The organism is Photobacterium leiognathi (genome assembly GCF_030685535.1).
Classification (GTDB): domain Bacteria; phylum Pseudomonadota; class Gammaproteobacteria; order Enterobacterales; family Vibrionaceae; genus Photobacterium; species Photobacterium leiognathi.
On record NZ_CP131599.1, the window covers coordinates 1,084,463 to 1,104,314 of the forward strand.

General features: G+C 39.8%; 14 protein-coding genes and 1 pseudogene. 6 read left to right on the forward strand and 9 right to left on the reverse strand.

Annotated elements, in window-relative coordinates; all coding sequences use genetic code 11:
- Positions 1-306 precede the first annotated feature (306 nt).
- From Q7674_RS05055 to Q7674_RS21870, 6 genes and pseudogenes are all read left to right on the forward strand, one after another.
- A pseudogene (locus Q7674_RS05055) lies at positions 307-759 on the forward strand (amidohydrolase family protein); the annotation flags it as partial.
- Positions 760-860: 101 nt separating this feature from the next.
- Positions 861-2,423 carry a site-specific integrase gene (locus tag Q7674_RS05060; protein ID WP_045062154.1) on the forward strand — a complete coding sequence of 521 codons (1,563 nt, stop codon included), beginning with the start codon at positions 861-863 and terminating at the stop codon, positions 2,421-2,423.
- Positions 2,423-4,312, forward strand: a complete 1,890-nt coding sequence (locus Q7674_RS05065; RefSeq protein WP_045062153.1) for a hypothetical protein — start codon at positions 2,423-2,425, stop codon at positions 4,310-4,312. Before Q7674_RS05060 ends, Q7674_RS05065 begins: the two co-directional genes overlap by 1 nt.
- On the forward strand, positions 4,305-6,263 hold the full coding sequence (locus tag Q7674_RS05070) for a hypothetical protein (RefSeq protein WP_045062152.1): 1,959 nt from the start codon (positions 4,305-4,307) through the stop codon (positions 6,261-6,263). Before Q7674_RS05065 ends, Q7674_RS05070 begins: the two co-directional genes overlap by 8 nt.
- A complete protein-coding gene (locus Q7674_RS05075) occupies positions 6,260-6,712 on the forward strand; it encodes a hypothetical protein (protein WP_045062151.1) in 453 nt (150 codons plus the stop codon). The genes Q7674_RS05070 and Q7674_RS05075 overlap by 4 nt, the downstream gene beginning before the upstream one ends.
- Positions 6,713-6,719: 7 nt before the next feature.
- The gene (locus Q7674_RS21870) at positions 6,720-6,986 is read left to right on the forward strand and encodes a TnsD family Tn7-like transposition protein (protein WP_080892161.1); all 267 of its coding nucleotides are present in this window, start codon (positions 6,720-6,722) and stop codon (positions 6,984-6,986) included.
- Between the two features lie 35 nt (positions 6,987-7,021).
- Here the strand turns inward: Q7674_RS21870 and Q7674_RS05080 are convergent, their stop codons facing one another.
- The 9 genes from Q7674_RS05080 to Q7674_RS05120 form a co-directional block, all read right to left on the reverse strand.
- The gene (locus tag Q7674_RS05080) at positions 7,022-8,014 is read right to left on the reverse strand and encodes a PDDEXK family nuclease (RefSeq protein WP_045062150.1); all 993 of its coding nucleotides are present in this window, start codon (positions 8,012-8,014) and stop codon (positions 7,022-7,024) included.
- A 21-nt stretch (positions 8,015-8,035) separates the two neighbouring features.
- Positions 8,036-8,629 carry a hypothetical protein gene (locus Q7674_RS05085; RefSeq protein ID WP_052679844.1) on the reverse strand — a complete coding sequence of 198 codons (594 nt, stop codon included), beginning with the start codon at positions 8,627-8,629 and terminating at the stop codon, positions 8,036-8,038.
- A 55-nt stretch (positions 8,630-8,684) separates the two neighbouring features.
- Positions 8,685-10,604, reverse strand: a complete 1,920-nt coding sequence (locus tag Q7674_RS05090; RefSeq protein WP_045062149.1) for a DUF262 domain-containing protein — start codon at positions 10,602-10,604, stop codon at positions 8,685-8,687.
- Complete coding sequence (locus tag Q7674_RS05095) at positions 10,591-11,931, reverse strand: DUF262 domain-containing protein (protein WP_045062147.1); 1,341 nt, start codon at positions 11,929-11,931, stop codon at positions 10,591-10,593. Before Q7674_RS05095 ends, Q7674_RS05090 begins: the two co-directional genes overlap by 14 nt.
- Before the next feature lie 2 nt (positions 11,932-11,933).
- Positions 11,934-13,691 (reverse strand): restriction endonuclease subunit S, encoded by a 1,758-nt coding sequence (locus Q7674_RS05100; RefSeq protein ID WP_045062145.1) that lies wholly within the window; start codon positions 13,689-13,691, stop codon positions 11,934-11,936.
- 2 nt (positions 13,692-13,693) lie between these two features.
- The gene (locus Q7674_RS05105) at positions 13,694-15,169 is read right to left on the reverse strand and encodes an N-6 DNA methylase (RefSeq protein WP_045062143.1); all 1,476 of its coding nucleotides are present in this window, start codon (positions 15,167-15,169) and stop codon (positions 13,694-13,696) included.
- A 176-nt stretch (positions 15,170-15,345) separates the two neighbouring features.
- On the reverse strand, positions 15,346-17,805 hold the full coding sequence (gene hsdR, locus Q7674_RS05110) for an EcoAI/FtnUII family type I restriction enzme subunit R (RefSeq protein WP_107229545.1): 2,460 nt from the start codon (positions 17,803-17,805) through the stop codon (positions 15,346-15,348).
- Between the two features lie 122 nt (positions 17,806-17,927).
- Positions 17,928-19,304, reverse strand: a complete 1,377-nt coding sequence (locus Q7674_RS05115) for a DEAD/DEAH box helicase (RefSeq protein WP_107229544.1) — start codon at positions 19,302-19,304, stop codon at positions 17,928-17,930.
- Positions 19,298-19,825 (reverse strand): VspR family transcription factor, encoded by a 528-nt coding sequence (locus Q7674_RS05120; protein WP_107229543.1) that lies wholly within the window; start codon positions 19,823-19,825, stop codon positions 19,298-19,300. The genes Q7674_RS05115 and Q7674_RS05120 overlap by 7 nt, the downstream gene beginning before the upstream one ends.
- Between the last annotated feature and the right edge of the window lie 27 nt (positions 19,826-19,852).

Genomic DNA, 19,852 nt, shown 5'->3' on the forward strand with positions numbered 1-19,852 from the left:
CCTAGAAATTTCGATATATACTAAACCACATATCGAAAATAAAAAAGTATTATCTCTTTCAACGTGCGTTCATAAAATTAGGATCTTTACCAAGCCTCACATCACTTTTTTCTTGTTACTACAAAAGTTATTTATCATTAAATAGACCAAACGCAAACGATTACATTGTAATTTTATTCTAAAATAGTATTTTTATAATCAACAATAGCGATAAAGATCACAAATAATAGCAATAAATAAAATTCTTATTTTCAACAAAAAATTACTCGGTATTATCTGCGAAAAACCCCATCTCTTCGGTGATATTTGATGTTAAAGAAAACGTTATTAGCTGCCTCATTAGCTACTTTATCTCTTGCTAGCAGTTCTGCTTTTGCGATCGAAAATGTTGATATTTTGATCAAAAATGGGCAAATCCTAACCATGGATCGTGATCGCACTATTTTCGACCGTGGCTTAGTAGTAATTAAAGATAATAAAATCGTCGCTGTGACAGATGGTTCAAACATTGGTGAATATAAGCCTGCAAAAACCATTGATGTTGATGGTGATATTGTGATGCCAGGTTTGATCAATACCCATACTCACGCTTCTATGACGGTATTTCGCTCATTAGCTGATGATGTGCCAGATCGCCTTCACCGCTACATTTTCCCATTAGAGAAAAAGCTAGTATCTCGTGAAATGGTGCGTATTGGTGCACAACTAGGTAACGTTGAAATGGTGAAAGGTGGTGTGACTACTTACGCCGACATGCATCAACACTCTTTTTATAATAAATGTTAAAAAATAACTTTAAAACATGAGAATTTAACCTATAGTGTATATCTAATGGATTGCCTTATAGGATAAATTTTCACATGGTTAGATACGTTATCGAAACCTCCACACTTAAAAATTATCTGTATAGAAGACCTGTATTAGAAATTGATGCAAATGGCGAGGTCGTTTCTAGATATAGAGAAAATGATAAAGGTATTGTTATTAGACAAATAGCATTGCTTAACAAAGTTGGTTATGACGATAACGAAAAGTTGGTTTCTTTTGAGCCGATGAATTATGTAAATGAATTTCTACTCGCCCATCATATCGACAACGAAAAACTAAACAGTAACCAGTTATCAAACGCACTCGTACACTATTTTTCATTTATCATTCAGCACCAAGAAGCTTGGGATGAGGCTTATGATGAAGATTTGTATGATGAGCTATACGACAATCCACGCCCTGACTGGAATCACTTTCCTAAACGAAAATCTGACAAGTTAACTTATCTTTACCGTGACGCATTAAAAGATCTAGTTCTGAATCAAGAAAATCCAGCAGATGCAATGGCAAGAACAACAGCCAAAGCCTATATAAATGCAGTTGTTGCCTTTTACAAGCATCACTTGATATTAGGTTATCAATTTAATAATCCTCCATTTTTGCATGAAATTGTAAACATCAACTATCAAGCCAGTGGTACAAACATGCGGGCGTATATGACAAAAGCCATTCATACCACTGATTTACGCCTCAGTTTTCCAAAACCATCACGCAGCAGCGGAAGCCCGATAGAAAATTTTCGGCGTGACCTAAGACCATTTACCAACAAAGAGTGGCAATTGGCGCAGAACATCATAACTAAAACTAAAAGAGTTGTTCGTCACGGCAAGTCTGCAACAAAAATGGCTTCCTTACCTTATGAATTCAGTCTTCATTTTATGATTTGCCGCTTTGCAGGCTTGCGTCGAGAAGAAGCTGCAAGCCTGCATCTAGGTCAAATTGTTAAACCTGTGAAATTCGTGAACGAGGCAGGCAAAGAGGTTTACAAAAACGAAGTTCTAAAATTCGGTGTTGGCGACAAATACGGCTCTTTAACGAAAACAAAGGAAACTGGCAATAAAAATCGCGAAACTATTATGCCAGCCCGACTCATGGAAGAACTTTACGACTACACCCAATCCGAGCGTTATAAAAAGCGGCTAGCTAAGTTTAAGTCTTATTGCAAAGAGCAGGAAGAAAAAGGCAATACAGCAATATTCAGTGGTGATGATGCGATTGATAAAAACAAAGAATACTTGTTCATCACACAAACTGGTATGCCTATGTTTACTCGCCTACAAGACTTCACAAATCGATGGGTGGAGGTGCGCAATACTGTTAATCATAATCTTGATATACATCGGAAAATGGTTGGCTCACTCCATAATTTACGATCCACGTTTGCGGTCGATATTTTTAGGCGGTTATTGCGAAAAATCGACCCCGATAAGGCGCTGGATATTGTATCAAGCCTGTTAGGTCACGAAGATTACAACACAACACAACAGTATTTAAAAATTGCACAAGAACTACCTAGTGCAGATGAAATTTATGAAGATGTGCTTATTTACACGGGTGTTCTGGATGGTTTTTCAGATCAGCTAGAGGAAATATAATGGCTGGAAAACGCAAGGCAATTAAAGTCGTCACCAAACCTAAAACAGCCAGTGTTGAGCCGTTATCTATTGACGATATGTGTATCGACAATGGTAGAGGTCAAAAATATTGGCTTAAGCGACTTCGTTATCGCGGAGTGCCTACCTTAGCTAGGGGTGGCTGTAATCAAGGTGAATTCAAAACCCCTGACGAACTGGTGTTTGCCAATCGAGATGAATTCATCCGTGAGGTATATCGTCTAAAGCCAACAGGCTCTACCCTAACTCATCATAATAATATTTCGGTAGGACTGGCTGGCTATCTAAAATACCTTGATGAGTTTGAGCCTCAAGCCCTCCCTCTCACTAACGATAACATGGAAAGGTGCATTAAACATTTCAATAACTTGAGGTTAAATGGCGTTACCCCATCTTTACCATTGAGTATCCGAAGTGGGTTAGCATATATATTAAAGCAACTTGGTCGCGAATCAGATGCCAGAAACTTGCCAGAAGTTAGCAACCTTGAAGCCAGTGGCAAGCAAGGTGCGCTTGATATTGAGACAGAACTAAAACCAATCAGTCGCATTCTGACTAAAGGGTATCGAGCATTGATCCAGCACATTAAAAATGATACCCATCCAGACATTCATCCTTTTTTCGATGAGGCTTTGCTTAATGAAATGAACGCAAAGCAAGGTTGGAAAGGAAACAAGCTCAATGGTCAAAAGAGAGCATTTAAACTGGCAGTCCAACCAAGCTCAATAGCCAGAACAAAAAATCTTTTTGATGATAAAACATTAAAACGAGTGGCATTGTTAAATCAAGCCTCACGATGCGCCCTACAGCTATTTTTCATGCTAACAGGTATGAATGACTCTGTGCTGAAAGGCATGAAGCGCAGTGATGTAAAGTTTAAGGCTATTGGTTCAGGATATTATGTATTTGATGGGGTCAAAGGCAGAGCTGGACATAAACAAATTGATAACTCACTTGGCTTTTCTAAATACACCAAGCAGCTATTAGAAGATTGGCTAGAAGTGTCCAAGTCACACTTCGTTGTCGCAGGTGTTGATGACATTGATCACCAACCATTGATACCTTACCTCAACACAAACCATGAAGTTAAAGACTTTAATTTAAATGGTTCAAATCCAAGTTCTGTTAATAGCCTTATTGGTAAATTACTGGCTTGCCAGATTAATTCATCACGATTTCGAAAAACTAAATCTGATATTTTAATGCGAGTAACAGAAGATGTTTATTTAGTGTCGCAAGGGCTAAATGACACGCTGAATGTCGTCACACGCAGTTATTCGGGTGGTGTTGAGGCAGACCACAACCGCGACCTTTCTGCGATGATGGAAACACAGGCGCAAATCGGCAGAGGTGAATCAATTGCCGAGTCGATAAAAAACGCCAAAGTTCTTCATAGCGATATATTGTCTGATTACGACCACAATGAGCGATTTAAACGCCACGAAATTCCAACAACAACCATTGCGCCGCATGGTATTCGCTGTACTGGTGACTCAAATAAAAAAGACCAAATCACCAGAAAGCTTAAAAACTTAGCCATCGACCTCGTTAAGAATGAAAAAAAATGTACTGCCTTTTTAGAGTGTTTTGATTGTCCATATCACATACTGGTTGCATCCGAACAAGATATTTGGTTAATGCTATCCTTTTATGAGCAAGTGACTGAAATGAAAGACATTCCAGCACAGAACAGCATACCGAAGAAAAAGCTTTATGAGATTGAGGCAATTTTAAGCCGCACATTAACGCGATTTGAACAAAAAGCACCAGCGCAGTACGCAAGCGCCAAGCAAAAAATGGAGATTTCCTTGCACCCACTTTTTGCTAATTTGCGTGGGCTAGTCGATACATTGGAGGTATTTAATGTCTAATATTTTACTGAAACTGCAAGAAGAATTTGATGAGAATCCCTTTGTCTCATTTGACTCTACTGGTCAAGGTATCTCAAGGGTATACGATGGCGCATGGGATTATACAGCGCGAAATGAACATCTGAGAACTGTAAGTTTTACTGCTGTGCCTGAAAGCCACCGAGCTAATATACAACGATACGTTGGTAAATTACTTGAATACAACATGGCTAAATCTACCGACAATCATGTTTCTGTTAGTCAAATGGTGCGATGGAAAGATGTATTAACCCGCATCTCAAAATTTTGGGGAAAATCGGATTTTTCACTACTTTCTAATAACACTGAATATCGTAAATTTAAGTCATCCATAAAGGGGCGTTATGTTCAAAGCACAATGGATCACATAGCGACTACGATAAATACCCTCAACGCAGCAGGGCTTCTTGACCGTTACGTAAAATGTAGCGAATTACGTGTTTTAGCTAACGATAAAGGAAGTAAGCAGTACATAGCGATGCCATCCACAATCCACGCTAAGGTGCTACAACGGGTAATTGATACGGTTGAGACTTACCACCCTCACCGCTTAGAAATATCCGCTGTGATGAGTAAAGGCATAAAGCTTCGAGATTCTGAGTTAGCCAATGAACTGAGTAAGTTACATGTATCGAGCCTACCTAAGAAGAAAGTAAAAGTACTCAACCAAAGGGTTGCTAGACAAGCTCATAAACTGGGAGAAGCCATACCTGAATATAGATTTGACCAAACGGGCAAATGGGTTAATGGCATACTTAAAGATTGTTTGATGTGTGTTGCTTTGTTCTCTGGCGCTCGAAGAACTGAATTGCTGAGTTTTAACCATAATTCTTACCATGTCATTGCGGGTGTGCCTGTATTGCAGGGAAAAACCTACAAGGCTAACAAAGGGGTTGCTAAAACAGAAACGTGGGTGACACACCCAATCGCCCTAAAAGCCCTAGAGCTTGCGTATGATATGACTCAATATGCGCGAGATATTCACAAGGTGGTGTTAAATGATGCGTTCGACAACGGTGATATCACTATAGATGCTTACCAGCGCGGTATGAGACAGTTATCATCAGCATTCATTGGCACTCATATGGGGATGGAATATTATGGCAAGGTTCAAAGCGCATACCTCTTATTACTCAATAGCGGCTTAAATTTGGAGAAATTTGGTATTGTTGCAACCCCAGAAGAAGTGGATGAATTTAATTTTCTAAATCCAGATTGGTATAGCGAAATGGCGGTTGGTGGTTCGTTGCCAAAACTCTCGCTGCATGACCTACGACGTTCATTTGCTGTCTTTTTAGTACGTAACCGTCTAGGAAATGCTCAAACAATTAAATACCAATTCAAGCATAAAAATATAAACATGAGCCACTGGTATGCGAACTACGCCCAATTAGCACGTGCCGAAGACTTGCTCATGGATGAAAGTCTGATGATAGAGGCCAACGAAGCAATGGAGGAATTAGCAGTTGAGGCTTTTGATGATATCTATAACGGAAGTGAAAACCTAAGTGGTGGTGGCAGCAAAGATATCATGAAGGAGAAGGAAGAACGTCTTGGTCGCGGTGAAACTATTGTTATGAGCCGAGAGGAAATTAAGGTTTTAGTTAAGAATGGCTCTAAGTCAATTGTCCTGTTGCCTACGGGCGCATACTGTACAAACTCTGAGTGCGAAAGGCTTTGTAGCATCGAAAGCTTTGCGGCTGAAGATAAGCCCTGCTCTCATCTTGTTATCACCGACAAGAGCGCCAAAGAAATGGCAGCACAGCGTAAACGTCTAATTAAAGCATTTACCGCTATGAATGACATGGGCGATTACGCATACAGTCGTATCCTAGTCGGATATAAAGAGAAAATTTGCCACATTGAGCACACGCTTAAAAGTCATAAAATCCCCTTTGAACCATTTACACAGCAAATTAAGGTATTGGCATGAGTAGCAAGGAATTAACTGAAGGACGCTTGAGAGAGGCGCTAGAGCGCCTTCTAAATGGCACTCCGCGCAACGTTAAGGCTAAAGGAAAATTGACGCTTAATAAGGTCAATAATGAAGCGAAGCTCGGTAATAGCTATGTGCATAAATTCCCAGAATTTGTAGCTTATGCCAAGCCACTGATTGATGAATACAACCAGAATCGCGATAAAGCGATGACGAAAGGGCTAGACGTAGAAATTAGCGGTGTTGAATTAGATCAAGTTGATAAGTTAAAAGCTCAGTTAAAAAAGGCGTTAGAGCTAAAAGAACGCTACAGGCTTGAGCGTGACAATGCTGTTGAAGCAAGACAGCAATTAGAGCATAAATACTCCGAACTAATGTTTCACGCTCATGAATTACAAGAAGATTTGAATAATAGAAGCAACATAGTGATGCACCTTAAAAAATGATTGCGGTATAAGTTCAGGGGCTGTTGAACAAATTATCTCTAGTGAGAAAGGACTAGCGTCTTGGCGTAAACAATGTAGATTTGAATCGAGACGACGATGCCATCGTGTATGTATTATACGGTATCGCCAGAAATACCCCCTCACAATACGTAAGGAAATAAAAAAGAACTGTTATGCTAGTTTCATGTGGCTTTATAAGCACGATCATCAATGGCTCGAATGTAACCTTCCTCCACCTACGAAAGTGAAAAAAAATAACCGCAGTAAAGCTTAGAATGCCGAAGTTTTACTACGGTATTAATTTTAAATTCAATCCTCTACCTTCTCAGCATGAATCCCATATCGACCCATAGCCTTTAATAATCTTGGTAAATTTTTACCCCACTGATTAGAGATGGCGATAACCTCACCCGAATTCAAAGTGATTAAATCACTTTCAGACGAATGATAACGATCTAAACGGTTACTTGTGATTTGCTCAAAAATAGCAACTGCTCGTGGTAGGTTATAACCTTCAAGAGCTCGGCGAATTTCAGCTAAGTCCGTTGGTTTTTTAAAGTTAATCCAATGCGTTAAAATCGCTAATGCTAATTTACGTTTATTGTAAACCTGTCCGTTAAAACGATATTTTGAGTAATCACGCTGTGTTTTTTTACTCGTTCGTTGTTCTACCTGCTTCTCTCTGAACTTAACCTGATACTCTTCAATCTCAGGAACAGGAATGATTTGCTCTGCATTGATTAAAACATCGTCATTGTAACGATATGGCGTTAATCGCACACAACTTATATCAATCCCTTTATCACGTAACCAAAGCACTGATGTTGTCAGCTCTTTGCCAAAATCAGCCGAAGCTAAAACAATACGAACATCATTGCCAAAGTCATCTAAACTGCTTTCATCCAAATCAACAAAGTCGAGAATAGTTTGACGCGCATTCAGATCTAACTCTTCCTTTTCGATATATTCTTCAAAGTAAGAACACGCTTTATCAAACGTCATCGTCGATATCATGGCCGCATAACGTAAAGACTGAAGTTCCATATGAGCCCCAATTTCATCACGTTTTAATTCAATTACAACCAAGTTGGCACTTTTATCAATAGCGAGTAAATCAATACGCCGACGACTGTCTTCCCAATCTGAAAACTCCTCAGAAATAACTAAGCAGTCAGGTGCAATAGCACCAATACAACCTTTTAACGCTTCTTGTAAATCTTGACGTTCAAGTAATCCCTCAGTTGCAAAAGTAGTTTGCGTTAAAGCAGTTAGGCTTTTATTTGAAATATTGTAAAGGCTCATATCTGATACCAATTAAATAAACTATCTTAAAGAAGCAAATGACGAAAAACCCACCACCCGACTTCTTGTTCCTTGATTACACAAATCTAATTCTTGGCAAATAATTTTATATATTTCAGGAGGAAATCCACCTTCAAAATTCCATTCACGTTCGCCGTTACTCATACGAGCAATGCCAGAAATATTTGGATATTTATTCCCTAATTTATGCTTCACAATATAGTTTGATAGCTGCTTGCTACTAACAAAATTCATTGGGCGCATTTCACGTAAAAGTTCTTCAAACTCCATTGTCTCATCAGAGGATAATCCATACATCGATTGAGTTTTACTTGTCTTATTCGATGAAATCAGAGAAGTTTTTGAAGTGTGACGCTTACTAAACCCCTTTTTATCCTGAACAACTGAAGCGTATTCAGGGTTAAATAAACGACCATCCTGATACAGAGTATGTAAAAAGCTCAATTGAGTTTCAAACTGATCGGAAGATTGAGAATGCGTAAATAAATATGTACCTTTCGAGGTTTGCTCAACACTATCATAAAGCAAACCACGAATACTGAGAGTTTTTGTCTCTTTACCTAGAGTAGAAATTAAATCTGTTAGCAATTTCATTTTATTATTTCAGTAACATAAGCCAAAGTGCTAAGAATGCTATTTTTATAACAACCTAGTTCTTCAAAACATTAATCATCTCTTTTTCATGATTCTGTATGTTAATCATCCCTTTTCCTTCTGGTCCCCAATCGGCATAGCTCATCATAATGGCTTGTTTTAAACTCTCGGCACGATTGTTCTCTTGATAGAATTTCTTCTTATCTTGTGGGGAGTAATTACTCAGCCTTGAGTTACTGCTTGGAGAAATGAGGCAAAGGTTTCCAAAGCGATCAACGTCTTCCATCTTTCTTGCTCCAGATGGATCGGTTTGTGGGAAGTAATGCTCAACAGATGTTCGGAATGAAAACTGAAAATCGTCAAAATGCTTTCCAAGTTCTTTTTTACCGATACTATCAAACGATTCATTGTTCGATAAACGCTTCCATAGTAGGTAATCCAACCTGTTAAACACAAAGTTCTGAACGCCTGTGCCTTGATGCAATACCCCTGGCTCACTTTCACTAAACGCTAAACATTTATCGTTTATGATTTCTTCAAAATAACGATCACTTAGGCGTTCAAGCTCTGCTAAGTACACTTCGCCATCAACAACAAAATTCGATTGCAGCGCTGTATTCTTATTCAAAATACTTAACGCATCATTTAACCAACGTTTGTAAACTAAAGCAGGGTTCGAGACATGGAACATTGCCAATATCATGCGAATGTTTTCATTTAGCTTGCTATCTTCTTCTTTATCAAATGAATTTAAATAGCAATAACTCGAACTGCTTGAGGAGTTATCCAGTGTGAGCAAACTCCACTTACGCTTGTCATCGTGTTGATCAGGTTTTATGACGTAACGATCAAATAGAATACGATACTTAAGTAGCTCATAAACAAACGCTTTGGCACTCACCTTCAAGCCGTCATCTTTAGAGATAAACGCATCGATCAGCTTCTTATCATCTAACGAAACGCTCTCTTCCGTTTGCATTAGTTTTAACACATGAAGTAAAAAATTGGAGAAGTCGATAACCGTACCAAAACGCTCTTCCTTCTCTCGCTCTTCATCATCACTGTTTGAGCTTGATGCTTTATGTTTGATGATATCTCGCAACGTCATGGCATCTTGCTTTTGCTGTTTGCTCGTATGCTTTTCTAATATCGCATCAAAGCTAGCTGGCATCGTCTGCCAACCGTCACCGAATACATCTTTTCGTAGATCTGATTGAAAGCCCATCTGGGTATAACGCGCCATATTTGAACAAGCATCCCAGATAGTTGAAAAACAGCCCATTTCTTCATCATTATCCAGTCTCTCCATGAATTTCGCTTTTAATACTTCATGCTTTTCTAGCTGTTCACCACGGTTATTCATGATCTCAAAATAATGGTTAAGATCAGTTTGTGGCGGCACAACGACTCTCAGTATGGTGACACTTTTTAATAGGTAATCGACGAACTGCTTGGTTTTCGGCTCATCATCTAAACCCTTAGCTTTGAAGTAACGCTGAATAATGTTGAAGGCAGCGTGAATATTGGGCTCTTCTGACTCGCCATTGGTATTACCCGAATAAATATCATCTAACGCTCGGGAAGACTTTGGGCGACTGTCAAAGGTTAAGTTGATCGCTAACGCTTCAAGTTCATCGCAACCCAATACATTTCGATGCTTTAGGTACGCCAATAAGATAGAAAGCGTAGTATGCCTTTGCTGACCATCAATGGTTTCATACACCACATGTTGCTGCGAATGCGTTGTACGCTGATACACCACTAGGCTACCCAGATAATACTTATCTTGTTTGGCGGTAACGGTTTCATCTGCTTGGGTAATAAGCCCTGCGGCATCACTGATATCTTGAATAAGCTGTTCAATCTCTGTCGCGCCCCAAGCGTAGTTACGCTGATAAATAGGGATCACGTATTGCGTTTTGCTATCGAAAAGCGCTTTAACGGATAACTGCTCTACTTGATTAGTTTGACTCATTAAGACTTCCCGATTTCATTGCTTCAATAGATGCCTCTACGTCCTTAGCGTTGTTGAACTTAGGCTCTTTGATGTACGGCGGCTGAAAGTTCAACACTTGCTGAGGGTGAACCGCTTTGCTAATGGCTCTGAATAACCCATTACGCGCTTTAGCGTGATTGTCTACCGACTCCATACCAATGCGTTGCAGTTCAAGGCGTAAGAAGTAGCTCCAGCGATAACAAATCTGTGCCGCCTTCTCTAACTCCACATCTCCAAACTTGTCGTAGTAATACATCACGGCACACAAAAATAGGTTTCGCACGTAGTTATCCCCATCGCGGTTGCTGCCACGGTAATTAGTGTGTGTCTCAACGAATGAAAATAGCTTTGAATCTTTACCGACAAATAAGGTTGAGTGAATCGCCATGTAGTGCTGAATGTACTCAAAGAAGCGCTTCCCGTTGATCATCACCTGATCGACTTGGAATGGATAGCCCTTAGTTTGCTTGTCCCATTTACGCGCAGGATCGGCATTAAAGGTTTCAATCGCATAATCTAGCGCAAGCATGGAATCGACATAAGCGTACTGTGTGCTGTCTAGGTTAATACCTTTGAATACATCAATATTGTGACGACTAAACTGGATGCCGTAGTCACCATCAACCCAACGGCGCATACGGAACAAGAACTCCCCCATGATGGTATGCAAATTTGCAGACTCATCATCTGGGTTTACACCTTGCTCCCACAAGCTGACGTGATGTAAACGCTCATTTTGCTCTGTCGAGTCCATCATTTCACGTAAGTGATACGCCTTTAGCAAATCATGAGGAGCAAGTGCTTTACCACGGGCATTTTGTGAATCGAAAAACTGGAATGCTTCACTCAAATCATCCAACGTAACTTGGATTAGTTCGCACTTGTTAAGTACAAAATTGAGTAGTTCCTGTTTTTCTGTCGCAGGCAGGTTCGCTACTCGCTCAGATATCAGTTGTGCATTATTCTTGAGGTTTTCGATACTGACCGATGATTCAAATCTATGCTCAAGCAAGCTAGATGAAATGCTGTTCTCTTCACCGTCCAGAATGGTGCAAAGCAAGGTTAGTGTCAGCAAGCGCTGCTGACCATCAACGATATTAAGTACGGCACTTTCTGAATCTTTGTCTTGATGCAGTACCACCGTACCAAGCCGATAACACGGCTTAGTACGGTGATTAATAATGTCATCAATCAGTTGATTAACGTGCTTGGGTTGCCATTTGTATGGACGTTGGTACTCGGGAATCGTAAGCGATTTCTCCAACAACTGCGCAATGGTTTGAGGCTGATTGAAGACAATTGCCATGGTTATATAGCCTGTTCAACGATAGCGTCAGTGAGGTGTAATTGAGTTGTTTTAGATCGTTCTAAGCGAGCTTTGAGTTGGTTACATAAAACCATCATTTCTTCGACTTTAGTAACAATTCGATGTTGCTGAGCTATCGGAGGCAATAACAGTGGCATTTTGTTCAAAATACCGTGGTTTAAATTTGTCATCGTTGTACCTATAGACTTTCCACCTAGATACTCACGTACATAACTAGTTCTAAACATCAAAAGTATGTATTGCCTTGATAGACTTTGATTAAACTTCAACACAAAACTTCCAGTACCGCAAAGCCACCCTTCTTCACGTTTACTTACAAGAGCACAACGCCCCATCTCACCACGTCTAGCCATTACGATATCGTTTTCAAAAAGTTTGTATGAACTCAATTCACTAACTTTTATATCACTGACAGTTATTGAATTATCTTCGATAATTTTGGAATCAATCATATGTGATGGATTAATTAGTGGAGTTCCACCCTCAATATAATCTCGTTTATGAATCATGGAACCAAATGGACCTGTAGCAACCTCATTTGACATATCTGAAAAACGACACCACTCCCACCCATTCGGCAGGTCAAACGGCTTTTCATCATCAGCGATCGGCGGTAGTGCTTTTTGCTTTTTGATTTTCTTCTCTTTGATGAGCTGCGCTTTTTCTTCTGCAATACGCTCTAACAGCACTGATGCAGGTTCATCGTTTGGATCTTGTGGGACAAGTTTACCCATCACCGCCAGTTGCAGAATGGTTTGTTTTAGCTGGTCGATGCTCTCTTCTGTGGTGAATAATGTATCGAAGTGATCGCTAATGCGAGCCCAATTTTCCATTAACTCATCGGCATCTGCTGAGTGAGTTAATGTGTTGAGTAGTGTGCTCACTAACAACTGATGCGCTTCAATGCTGTCTTCAGTTTGTTGCTCAAGCTGATCGCAGAGTGTCATTAATTCATCGACTTTAGCGACGATGCGGTGTTGTTCTATCGTAGGAGGAACTGGAATAGTGAGTAGTGCTAAAGACTCAGAGTTAAGAGTGAATCCCATAATGGCATTCTTCTTATTACCTGAATTTGCAATGCTAGGAAGCACTTTGAACAAGTAGTTTTGTTGTATTCCTGTATATGGAAAAATGGAAATAATGGCTTCATTATGGTAGGCATCCACATCTAAAATAGAAACTTTGCCGACCGTCAATTTAAAGCTCATTAGCATAGTGCCTGAACGTACGGGATTCTTTTTGAATACCTGCTCACATGCTACTTCACTTACTTTTTTTGATGAAGTTTCTACAGTCCCTGTATCATTAAGATCTGCAATACTAATCCATGGAACCCCTTTTTCTGTTTCATCCCAATATGTCGCGTTTTTGGTAGCAGGAGTCTTACCCGGCGCATAATCTGCGATATCAGGGAAATACGCCCATTCCCAGCCTTGGGGCAAATTAGGAAGATCTTGTGAAGTCAGAGGCGGAAGCAATTTAGGCTTCTTAATTTTCTTCTCTTTCACTAACTGTGCTTTTTCAGCCGCAATGCGTTCAAGCAATACAGACGCAGGCTCATCATTCGGATCTTGCGGCACTAACTTACCACGCACCGCCAATTCTAAAATCAGCTCACGCAGTTTCTTCATGCCATACAGCTCTAATTTTTTGCTGCTGCCACGCCCAGAAGTGGATTTGGTTTTTACCGCTGATGTCCACGTATCAATGTGTTGGGTAATTAACGTTTCAACTGTCATGATCACGCCTCGCTGCCAGTTGATGATTTCAGCGCATCACCCAAGATGTTCTTTAACTGATTACGTAATTCTGTGATCTCTTGTTGCTGCTGTTGGTAGCTTGCCAATAGCTCTTGGGGATCATGAGCAATCACTTCTTCTTGGTGCGGATTTTTAATGTCTAAGTTGAAGTTACGCGCAATAATGTCTTCAATCGAGACTTTCCACGCATGTTCATTTTCAACACGTGTTGCAAAACCGTCCGCTTCATTGCCCCACCAATCAATCTCTTGCTGGAACTCTTCAAACTTCATTGGTTTGGTTTTGCTGTAGTTCTTCACACCTTCAGGGTATGGGTGCTCATAGAACCATACATCTTTGGTTGGTTTGCCTTTAGTGAAGAACAGAATGTTGGTTTTAATGCCTGTGTATGGGTTAAATACCCCATTTGGTAAACGCACGATAGTGTGTAGGTTACATTCTTCCGTCAGCATTTTTTTGATTTTGGTTTTAACGCCTTCGCCAAACAGCGTACCGTCAGGCAATACCACGCCTGCACGACCATCTTGATCTAACACTTCTACAATCAGTTGTAAGAACAGATCGGCGGTTTCACGGGTTTGCATCTCGGCTGGGAAGTTCTTTTCAATGCCGTCTTCTTCCGTACCACCAAATGGCGGGTTGGTCGCAATCACGTTAATGTTGCTGTCCCAGTTCGCCAACGGTTTGTTTAAGGTATTACCATGTTTGATTTGCACTGGTACTTCAATGCCGTGCAGCATCATGTTAGTAGTACATAACAAGTGCGGTAGCTGTTTCTTTTCAACACCGTGAATTTGGGTTTGCAGTGTTTGGTGATCTGCTGCGGTTTTCACGTAATGTTCTTTAACGTGATCCACTGAACAAGCAAGGAAACCACCCGTACCACATGCTGGATCCATAATGGTTTCACCCAGCTTAGGATCAAGGCGATTAACAATAAATCGCGTTACCGCACGAGGCGTATAGAATTCACCCGAATTACCTGCGCTTTGCAAGTCACGAAGAATTTGCTCGTAAATATCACCGAATAAGTGACGCTCTTTTGAATCGGTAAAATCAATTTCGTTAAGCTTATTGATCACTTGGCGAAGCAATGTGCCGTTTTTCATGTAGTTAAAAGCATCACTGAATGCCGCTTTTACAACTAAACCACGGGGATTCTTCTCGCCATTAACGGGCATATTTTTAAGATGATGGAACAAGTCATCATTCACAAACTCAAGTAACTTTTCGCCTGTGATCCCTTCAGCATCTGCAGCCCAGTTACGCCATAAGTATTTTTCGTTTATCGGTGCTTGGTAATCATCTTGTTCAAGTTCTAGCTCTTCTTCCTGAGCATCGAAAACTTTAAGGAATAATAGCCATGACATTTGACCAAGGCGCTGTGCGTCACCATCTACACCTGCGTCTTTACGCATAATGTCTTGAATAGATTTAATTACGGAACTGATAGACATGTTTTACTACTTTAGCTAACTGAAATTGTGGGGAATTATAACAGAGTAGATGTTGAAATAACTGATAGATACCAGTCTAAATTGATAGGTATTTGCTCAGTTACGACAAATTACAAGTTACTCGACTAGTTTTAAAACAACCCTTTCATACAAGTATGTGATGAAAGGGTCATCGTTTATGCGGATTGATCTAATTGAGGCTGATAGATAGCGGCTTCTAACTCATTAACTGCTTCTAAATATTGCGGTTTACCACCAAAGCCTTTATTAATGATTTCTTTTGGACGACCCATTTCATCAAATGGTTTTACTTTTAGAACGTGAATATTTTCAATCTCTTGCACACCTTCATCGGCGTACTTTTCAAGTAGATTATTCAACACATGCTGCGCTGTTTCACCGTACTTAGTAAAGTAATTACGCTTTTTAACGTTCTCTGCACGCTCTTTTCGGGTTAGTGGTGGCTGGTCGTAAACGACATGACAAATCATATCGAATGGATCCATTTCTTTACCCACTTCTTGCTCTAAAGCATCCCAAATAATGCCAAGCTCAGCTAATTCATCAATAATCGCTTGCTTGCGATCGGCATCATTCCAACGCTTGGTAAAATCATCTAACGAGGAAAATTGCGTTGCCATGGCTTTACGTGTGTAGTCTTTGAATGACTCTGTCACTAACTTGCCATCACTATCGTAATATTGCACACGCTCAGCAATTTTAGTGACGGTGACACCTGATACATGGAATTTCTTCACTTCTTCCTGAACCGGTTCATCTCCACCTTGCGGTGTATTGTCATCTCCCGAGGGCGTATATGGCGGTGGTGTCGGCTCTAAAATTGTATTCGGATCAATATCATCATCGTCAAACGGTGTTTCTAACGTATCTTCGCCATCAATGCCATTGACAATATCATCCAGATCTTCTGGGTTTTCAAAGTCATCAGGCTTCGCCACTTTTACTCGCTCAGGTGTTCCATCAAAGCGTTCATCAGCAAATAGCTCTGTCGCTTTTTTGAAATCTAAAATCGAAAACCATAATTTTCCGTAGCGATCATCAATTCGTGTTCCACGACCGATGATCTGCTTAAACTTCGTCATCGATTTAATCGTGGTATCGAGAACAACTAATTTACACGTTTTTGCATCAACCCCTGTGGTCATCAACTCTGATGTTGTTGCAATTACAGGGTATGCCTTTTTCGGGTTAATGAAATTATCTAGTTGAGCTTTACCAATTTCATCATCGCCAGTAATTTTCATCACGTACTTTTCATTCTTAGCCATTTGCTCAGGACAGCAGTTGGCAATGGCACGACGCATACGCTCTGCATGGTCAATGTCGTTACAAAAGACGATGGTTTTTGCCATTGGATCCGTACGTTTTAAATAGTTCGTGATGGTTTGAGCGACTAATTCTGTCCGCTCATCAATCACCATGGTGCGATCGAAGTCTTTCTGGTTGTAGATTCGATCTGTAATGGTTTCACCGTGTTTATCTTTTTGCCCTTTTGTTGGTCGCCAACCTTGTAAATCAACGTCTAAATCAACACGAACCACTTTGTAAGGGGCAAGGAAACCGTCTTCAATACCTTGTTTTAACGAATAGGTATAGACAGGTTCACCGAAGTATTCGATGTTAGAAACTTCATCGGTTTCTTTTGGTGTTGCAGTTAAGCCTATTTGAGTTGCAGAGCTGAAATACTCTAAAATCTCTCGCCATGCGCTATCTTCAGACGCACTACCCCGATGGCACTCATCCACAACAATTAAATCGAAGAAGTCTGGACTGACATTCTTAAATATTTTCTTGTCTTCTTCTTGTCCAGTCATTGCTTGGTAAAGGCCAAGATGAATTTCAAACGCAGGATCGATACTACGATTACCAATTTTGGTCATTGCGGTATCAAACGGCTGAAAATCGTTATTTTTGGTTTGATCGACCAAAATATTACGATCTGCTAGGAAAAGAATACGTTTCTTAGTCCCTGATTTCCAAAGGCGCCAGATGATTTGAAATGCGGTATAGGTTTTACCTGTACCTGTCGCCATCACTAGCAAGATACGGTCTTCACCAGAAGATACGGCTTCAATAGTCTTATTAATCGCATTTAATTGATAATAACGTGGAGACTTACCACTACCATCGTCATAGTAATCTTGCGTGATCAATGGTAATTGCGTAGCAGTATAGCCTTTCCATTGGCAGTACTTTTCCCAAAGCATTTGTGGGGAAGGAAAATCTTCTAAACTAATTTCAGACTCTAGCTTTGCTGGATTTGTTTTATCGTGAAATATAAAACCATCACCATTACTGGCAAAGACGAATGGAACTTCAAGCAATGATGCGTAATCCAACCCCTGCTGCATGCCTTTGCCGATCTCGTGCTTGTTAGCCTTAGCTTCAACAACGGCAAGTGGAATACTCGGCTTGTGGTACAACACAATATCGGCCGATTTCACTTTTTTACGAGCCGCAATCTGCCCACGTACGACGACCTTACCATCTCGTAATTTTACTTCCTGGCGTATTTGCGTCATATCATTCCAGCCATTAGCTTTAATAGCTGGAAGGATAAATTTAGAAATAATGTCGGCTTCAGAAAGCTGAGATTTGGAAAATTTTTCGACCATGTGACTTTCATTCCATCTGTTATTGCAGATGATTATATAACAAAGTTCATATGATTGTAGTATTTGATCGTAACAAGATTTGTTATTTATGTTGTTTGATCACATAGTTAGCTTCACTTTAATTAACTAAAAGCTGCAATTACTCGCTCTCTATATTGCCCTAATTTGATACGTTCAGATTCTTGATAAATCATTTCACTGCTACTGTTAGAACTATTTGACACTTCGTCTTCCCAATCAATTAAAAGTGAAGAAAAACCACTATCTGAAGTCGTACTACTTTCATTGGCTTTTATTTTCCTGTTACTAATGATGCATTTGACAGACTGAGCAGCATCGATATACATACAAGACTCTGGTATATCTTGTTCTATACGTTCAGCAAACTCGACCAAATTACTTTCAGCAAATGTATAAAACCATGCATCTTGATTAACGCTATTCGTTACACGCAAAATACGCCCCAATACCTGTCTAAAATATAACTCGGTTTTAACCGCACTTAAGTGACAACAAACTTGAAGTCTTGGTATATCAGTACCTTCACTAATCATTCCCACACTGACTATCCATTGTGTTTTATCATTTCTAAAACGTTGAATTTCTTCCATTGGAGATTGATGGTGATAAGTAACGATAGAAACAGTTTGCTTAAGTTCAACATCTAACAACTTTTGTATCCATTTAGCGTGTGATACTGAAGCTGCAACAATCAGCCCTGCTGCATTCGGTGTTCTTTTTCTAATCTCGCAGAGCTTTATACAAGCCGACTTTAATATATAGATAACAGCAGCCTGATTATGGATAATCGATTGATATGACGCTTTTGTATGTTGAAGTAAGTCAGCAATTGATGAAAATGAGTGACTAGATTCATCTTTAATCGATAAACCTTCATTATCAACTAATACAATCTTAGGCCGACGACAGACATTATCTTTAACAGCTTGATTTAATGTATATTGATAATCACAGACTAACATTCCTTCAGGATCAGAATATTCCGCCATTGCTATGGGTAAACGATCAGAGCGCCAAGGCGTACCTGATAGGGCTAATGTATATTTAGCTAGTCGCTGTACTTTACATACGACTTGCTCTCCCCATGAATTACTTTTCCCATCTTCGTCAAACGAACAATGATGGATTTCATCAAACACGACAAAAATTCGATATTTCTTTAATGTTTCCCAAAAAGAATCATCAAGATATTTGATGCTTTGGTATGTGTACGATGCTCCTAAAGTTCCTAAGCCCCCACTAAACGCGCATGATAAATAAATTGAAAATGTCGCTTTGATTCCCTCTGCGACTGCAGAAGAAGGCGAAAAACAGAGTACTAAGTCTATTTCATCATTATTCAATAATGATTTGGCGACATCCGCGGCCATGATTGTCTTTCCAGCACCTGGAGTCGCTTGGCAAAAGAAGTGTGAATGTCCATTGATATATTTATCTAACGCTTTATTAGCGCACTCCGACTGCCACAACCTCAGCATAGGGACACCTTGCTATTTTTTACCTCCAAACGATTTGTTAACGCATTAACTTTGCCCAAAAGTTTAGCGGAGCGTTCTTTAGCTGTATCAAAAAGCGGGATCAATATTTCCTCGTCATTAGGGAAACGATTAAGTAATGATTGGTATTCTTCTACTTCGCCCAGTGTTATTGCGAGCTCAGCTTCATACTCCTTTTTCTCTTGAACTAGGATTTCGATAATGTTGCCAACACAATTTGATGTTTTTAGCTTTTCATCACTTTTTGGCGCAAAAGATTGAGCTCGAAATTTATCTGTTATTGAGTAACGTTTATCTCTTCTTTTGCCTAAAGATGTTAGCCATCCATTTTTTTCAAACGATAGAAGTTGTCTATAGACATATTGCCTTGCTTCTTCTTTATCAGTAAACGACATATCTTGACTCAGTAGCGCATCTCTAAGCTCTATCACCGAAAAATCATCCATCTTATTTTCAATCAATAGGTTAAACATATGAGCATTTATTTTGATGATTGTATTCATGTGTAAATTTATACCAATAAAAACTTA

Bases quoted from the DNA above. Each gene is read 5' to 3' on its own strand.
- Q7674_RS05060 (WP_045062154.1), top strand. From the start codon at position 861: ATGGTTAGATACGTTATCGAAACCTCCACACTTAAAAATTATCTGTAT.
- Q7674_RS05065 (WP_045062153.1), top strand. From the start codon at position 2,423: ATGGCTGGAAAACGCAAGGCAATTAAAGTCGTCACCAAACCTAAAACA.
- Q7674_RS05070 (WP_045062152.1), top strand. From the start codon at position 4,305: ATGTCTAATATTTTACTGAAACTGCAAGAAGAATTTGATGAGAATCCC.
- Q7674_RS05075 (WP_045062151.1), top strand. From the start codon at position 6,260: ATGAGTAGCAAGGAATTAACTGAAGGACGCTTGAGAGAGGCGCTAGAG.
- Q7674_RS05080 (WP_045062150.1), bottom strand. From the start codon at position 8,014: ATGAGCCTTTACAATATTTCAAATAAAAGCCTAACTGCTTTAACGCAA.
- Q7674_RS05085 (WP_052679844.1), bottom strand. From the start codon at position 8,629: ATGAAATTGCTAACAGATTTAATTTCTACTCTAGGTAAAGAGACAAAA.
- Q7674_RS05090 (WP_045062149.1), bottom strand. From the start codon at position 10,604: ATGAGTCAAACTAATCAAGTAGAGCAGTTATCCGTTAAAGCGCTTTTC.
- Q7674_RS05095 (WP_045062147.1), bottom strand. From the start codon at position 11,931: ATGGCAATTGTCTTCAATCAGCCTCAAACCATTGCGCAGTTGTTGGAG.
- Q7674_RS05100 (WP_045062145.1), bottom strand. From the start codon at position 13,691: ATGACAGTTGAAACGTTAATTACCCAACACATTGATACGTGGACATCA.
- Q7674_RS05105 (WP_045062143.1), bottom strand. From the start codon at position 15,169: ATGTCTATCAGTTCCGTAATTAAATCTATTCAAGACATTATGCGTAAA.
- hsdR (WP_107229545.1), bottom strand. From the start codon at position 17,805: ATGGTCGAAAAATTTTCCAAATCTCAGCTTTCTGAAGCCGACATTATT.
- Q7674_RS05115 (WP_107229544.1), bottom strand. From the start codon at position 19,304: ATGCTGAGGTTGTGGCAGTCGGAGTGCGCTAATAAAGCGTTAGATAAA.
- Q7674_RS05120 (WP_107229543.1), bottom strand. From the start codon at position 19,825: ATGAATACAATCATCAAAATAAATGCTCATATGTTTAACCTATTGATT.